The following is a 5,434-nucleotide window of genomic DNA, read 5'->3' on the forward strand; positions in this document are numbered from 1 at the left end:
CCAAAATTTTCTCCCCATGGTAAAATGCCATGAGGAGAGCCCGAATATCATTTTCATAACGATCTTCATTTAAAATTAAGTTTATCATAATTCTTAATAAACAAACGGATTATGAAGTTTTTCATAACCGATGCTTGTTGTACCTCCATGTCCCGGAAATACACTTGTATCGTCCGGAAGAATAAAGAGTCTTGTCTTAATGGATTCGATCAGCTGACGGCTGCTTCCTGTAGGAAAATCTGTACGTCCGACAGAAGCTTCAAATAATGTATCGCCGCTGATGAGAACTTTTTCCTCTTCGATATAGAAACAGACACTTCCGATCGTATGTCCCGGCGTGGAAATAACTTTCAGCTTCATTCCTGCAAGTTCCAGGACATCCCCGTCACAAAACAGTTCATCTGCCTTCATAGACAGGTAAGCCCCCATCATTGTAGACACATTCAGCTGAGGTTTTGCAAGTACATCCACCTCATCTCTGCTTGCATAGACCGGAATACCGTATTCTTTTCGAATACCTTCCACACCCATAATATGATCAAAATGACCGTGTGTCAGTAAAATAGCCACCGGCTTAAGGTTCTCACTCTTCATCCACTCGATAATTTTCTGTGCATGATCCGCCGGATCGATCACCAGTACTTCCTTTGTATCTTCATTGATCAAAAAGAAGCAGTTTGTCTGTACCGGTCCGAGGACCATCATTCGTATTGCCAGATTCATGAATCAGCCTCCTGTTGTTCTTTCAATATCATAAACGCATTCCAGATTTCTCAGTTTGTCGATGACTTTGTTCAGCTGAGCAACACTGCGAATGTCAAATGTCACATTAATGGTTGCCGTATTATTCTTGCCGGAACGGCTGGACATGGCCGTGACATTGATCTCATTCTCAGTAAATACTTTTGCCACTTCCACAAGTACGCCGACATGGTCTTCAACATAAATATTAATATCCGCTTTATATAATTTGCTGCCTGCTTCCTCCGCTGATGCAAGCCATTCTGCATCAAGGAGACGTGCCCGGTCTTCCTCACTGATATTAATAATATTAACACAGTCTGTACGGTGAATGGATACACCACGTCCACGTGTGACAAAGCCAACAATTTCATCTCCCGGTACCGGATTGCAGCATTTTGAAAAACGTACAGCCACGTCATCAATTCCGCGGACAACAATACCGCTTTTTGTCTTTTTGCCGCTTCGCTCTTCCGTTGTCTTCTTGACATCTGCAATATTTTTAAGTACCTGAGTATCTGTGACTTCTTTTTTCTTTTTCTTATTATCTTCTTCAACAAGCTTATTAACGACCTGACCCTCTTTTAATCCGCCGTGTCCAACGGCAGCAAGAACAGCATCCCAGTCACGGAATCCGTATTTACGTATAACTTTTTCCATGTATTCCTGCTTTAAAAGCTCGCTGATAACCAGATTTTTTGTTTTGCAATAACGCTCCAGCTGTTCTTTACCCCTGAGAATATTCTCTTCTTTATTCTGGGTCTTGAACCACTGGTTGATCTTATTCTTTGCCTGTGTACTCTTGACGATACCAAGCCAGTCACGGCTCGGACCTCTTGAGTTTTGTGACGTAATGACTTCGATACGGTCACCGTTCTGGATCACATAGTCGATGGTCACTAACTTTCCGTTGACTCTGGCGCCGACCATCTTATTACCTACCGCACTGTGAATGCTGTAAGCAAAGTCAATCGGAGTGGAACCGTTCGGAAGATTCTTCACATCTCCTGCCGGTGTGAAACAGTAAACGCTTTCTGAAAACAGATTCAGATCGTTCTTAAGAAGGCTCATAAATTCCCGGTTATCGGACATATCTTTCTGCCATTCCAGAATCTGACGAAGCCATGTCAGTTTCGCCTCCTCATTCGTCTCGATATTCACGCCGTTCGGATCTTCCTTATACTTCCAATGGGCAGCAATACCATATTCAGCCGTCTTATGCATCTCATATGTACGGATCTGAATTTCAAACGGCTGGCCGGAAGGACCGATCAGTGTTGTATGCAGAGACTGATACATATTCGGTTTCGGCATCGCAATATAATCTTTAAATCTTCCCGGAATCGGCTTGTACATCTCATGGATCAGGCCAAGTGCCGCATAACAGTCTTTGACGGAATCGACAAGGATGCGAACAGCAAAAAGGTCATAAATCTGGTCCAGTGTCTTATCCTGATTGACCATCTTACGGTAAATACTGAAAAAATGCTTTACACGGCCGTTCACTTCACACTTGATGCCGCCCTCTTCCATATGATGACTGACTTCATCAACGATTGAACGTACAAAAGCCTCTCGCTCACTTTTTTTAGAAGCGATGTTCTTTGCCAGATTATAATAGACATCCGGCTCAAGATATCTTAAAGCGAGGTCATCCAGCTCGATCTTAATCTTGGAAATACCTAATCTCTGAGCGATCGGAGCGTAAATGTCCATCGTCTCTCTTGCTTTTTCTTTCTGTTTTTCCGGTTTCATATACTTGAGGGTACGCATATTGTGAAGCCGGTCGGCCAGCTTGATCAGAATAACACGGATATCCTTTGCCATGGCAAGAAACATCTTTCTCAGATTCTCTGCCTGAACCTCAACCTTATCCGATGAATAGGACAACTGTCCCAGCTTCGTTACACCGTCAACAATAAGTGCAACCTCTGAACCGAATTCATTCTCAATATCTTTTAATGTCATAACCGTGTCTTCCACCACATCGTGGAGAAGACCACCGACAATCGTCTCTTTATCCAATTCCAGATCTGCCAGAATCATAGCCACACAGATCGGATGAATAATATAAGGCTCACCCGACTTGCGCACCTGCTCTTTGTGAGCATTATAAGCAATCTGATAGGCTTTTTCTATCTGTGTTACATTTGTCGAAGGATGATACTTTCTGACTTTCGCAATCAACTCATTATAGAGAATCTCCGGAGGTATAAAATCCTTCTTCTCAGACTCATCCCGATCATCTTCGATAATATCTACATCAATGACTTTCTCCATCTAATCCCCTACTTTCCTTCATATATTATAGCAGAGCTGACATCATAGCCCTTCAGCTTGTCCCGTCCCTTTAAACCTGCCAGTTCCATAAGGAACAGGTTTTTGACAACAATGCCTCCGAGCTGCTCCACAAGTTCAATCATCGCTTTTGTTGTACCACCGGTAGCCATAAGGTCATCTACAAGGACAACTCTCTGTCCCGGTGTAATTGCATCTTTATGGATCTCAATCTCAGCAGTTCCATATTCCAATTCGTAGGAAACACTTATCGTCTCTCTCGGAAGTTTTCCTTTTTTACGAATCGGTACAAAAGGTTTATGAAGATTATAGGCTAAAACTGCGCCAAAAATAAATCCTCTGGCTTCAGCCCCGGCGATCACATCAAAATCCAGTCCTTCAAGCTTTTTCATCAGCTCGTCAATCGCCAGCTGCAGTCCGTCTGCATCCTGAAGTACACTTGTAACATCCCTGAAAATTATCCCTGGTTCTGGAAAATCCGGTATACTTAATACATAATCTTCTAACTTTTTCATACATGTCTCCCTCTCTTCTGGAATATCGGTTACCTCTCATTGTACCACAGTTTATTATAAAAAAACAATAATTAACGTGGAATTCTCTGAAAATTCTGTATAGTAACCTGCAGCGAGCGTCTTCCTCCATACTCATTGACCGACGGATAGTAGGTAAATGCCATATCAACCGGGTTTGAGAGCCCGGCATACATTCGTTTTTTACTTTCCACTCCGAAATTTTTTTCAATACAGGCATCAAATGCCGGAACGTCACCAAAATACAGAGCCTCCATCCGAACGCCGCTGTCATTTTTTATCTGCATTTTCAGTACGTTCTTATTTTTCCCGATCACTGACGCACGAAGAATCTGAAAATGAGCCTCCGCAAAGACCGGCTTCGGATTTCCTTTTCCAAAGGGCTCAAGGAGCTCCAGCTCCTGAATAAAATCTTCCGTAATATAGCCTAAAGGCATCGGCACATCAATATGGATCACCGGTTTTAAATCTTCCTCTGTCAACCCGCAGTTTTTATTCAGCCTTTCCTTTAAAAGCGGCAGATTTTCACGTTTAAAACTCATACCGGCCGCCATGGCATGGCCTCCGAACCTTTCAAAAAGATCTCTGCATTCACTCAGTTTCTCATACATATTATAAGCTTCTACAGAACGGCCGGAAGCCTTGATAAGCCCCTGCTCTGTCTCCACTCCGACAATAACGGGACGATAATATTTTTCTTTTATCCTGCCGGCAATAATGCCCGCCAGACTTTCATGGCATCCTTCAAGGCAAAGAACAAGGACAGAGTCTTTGTCCATTCCCTTCGATTCGATAAGTTCCTCCGCCTGCTTTGTCCCGAGAATCGTCATTTCCTTTCGGCTCTGATTCAATTGGACCAGATCAGATGCCAGACACTGGGCCTCTCCCACATCCTCTGTCTGAAGCAGACGGATCGCCATCTGAGCTGTATCCAGCCGACCGGCCGCGTTAAAACAGGGACCGATCACAAAGCCCACATGATAGGCCGAAATATAATTTTTATTTAGTCCTGCATGGAAAATGAGTGCCAAGAGGCCCGGATGATCTGTGTGGGCCAGCTCATGAAGTCCATATTTTACGATAATACGGTTCTCGTCTGTCAGATCCATCACATCAGCTACCGTGGCAATGGCTGCAAAAGGAAGCAGTTTATATAATTCCTTTTCATCAATATGGAATTTTTCAAAAAGCATTTGAACAAATTTATAAGCCACACCGGCACCGCATAATCCTTTAAAAGGATAGGCACAATCCGGCTGCTTCGGATCAATGACCGCATCCGCCTCCGGAAATCGGTAACGTCTGCTTTCTTTTCCTTCATCATCATGCATGATATCATATACCGGTTCATGATGATCTGTAATAACCACTGTAAGTCCCATCGCTTTTGCCAATGAAACCGGTTCCATTGCCGCGATACCATTGTCACATGTCAAAATACATCCTGCGCCTTTGGCGTAGGCTTCACGTACAATACGCTCATTGAGTCCGTACCCTTCCTGAATACGGTCCGGAACTTCCACATAAGCTCTTCCGCCGCACAAAAGGATTCCCCGCCATAATATGTAGCCTGCAAAAACCCCATCCACATCAAAATCGCTGGCAATGCAGATACTCTGATTTTCCCTGATCGAATGAACAATACAGTCCACTCCGGCTTTCATATCCTTCATATCTTCAGGATCATGAAGACATGAAAGATCGCCGTACAAATATTTCTGAAATTCTTCATCTTCTTTCAGCCCCCGGTTGACCATGATCCGAGCCAGAACCGGGCTTACCGAACACATCCGGGCGATTCTGTTAAAATCCGCTTTCCGGGCTGAAACCATCCATTTTTCCATAACGCCTCCGCAAATATT

The 5,434-nt window shown here is 43.7% G+C and carries 4 protein-coding genes; all 4 read right to left on the minus strand.

Annotation, left to right across the window (positions count from 1 at the left end):
- Positions 1-93 precede the first annotated feature (93 nt).
- Positions 94-723, minus strand: coding sequence for an MBL fold metallo-hydrolase (locus tag QZZ35_RS08645; protein WP_291237037.1), 630 nt, complete (start codon positions 721-723; stop codon positions 94-96).
- Positions 724-726: 3 nt separating this feature from the next.
- On the minus strand, positions 727-3,021 hold the full coding sequence (locus QZZ35_RS08650; RefSeq protein ID WP_291237038.1) for a RelA/SpoT family protein: 2,295 nt from the start codon (positions 3,019-3,021) through the stop codon (positions 727-729).
- A gap of 8 nt (positions 3,022-3,029) precedes the next feature.
- Positions 3,030-3,554, minus strand: a complete 525-nt coding sequence (locus QZZ35_RS08655; protein ID WP_291234331.1) for an adenine phosphoribosyltransferase — start codon at positions 3,552-3,554, stop codon at positions 3,030-3,032.
- Positions 3,555-3,625: 71 nt separating this feature from the next.
- Positions 3,626-5,434, minus strand: a 1,809-nt coding sequence (gene recJ / locus QZZ35_RS08660) for a single-stranded-DNA-specific exonuclease RecJ (protein ID WP_330635637.1), incomplete at its 5' end; no start/stop codon positions are given.

Origin of the sequence: Frisingicoccus sp. (genome assembly GCA_016298055.1) — a bacterium.
GTDB lineage: Bacteria > Bacillota > Clostridia > Lachnospirales > Lachnospiraceae > Frisingicoccus.

Excerpts from the sequence above, each read along its gene's own strand:
- QZZ35_RS08645 (WP_291237037.1), bottom strand. The coding sequence starts at position 723 with ATGAATCTGGCAATACGAATGATGGTCCTCGGACCGGTACAGACAAAC.
- QZZ35_RS08650 (WP_291237038.1), bottom strand. The coding sequence starts at position 3,021 with ATGGAGAAAGTCATTGATGTAGATATTATCGAAGATGATCGGGATGAG.
- QZZ35_RS08655 (WP_291234331.1), bottom strand. The coding sequence starts at position 3,554 with ATGAAAAAGTTAGAAGATTATGTATTAAGTATACCGGATTTTCCAGAA.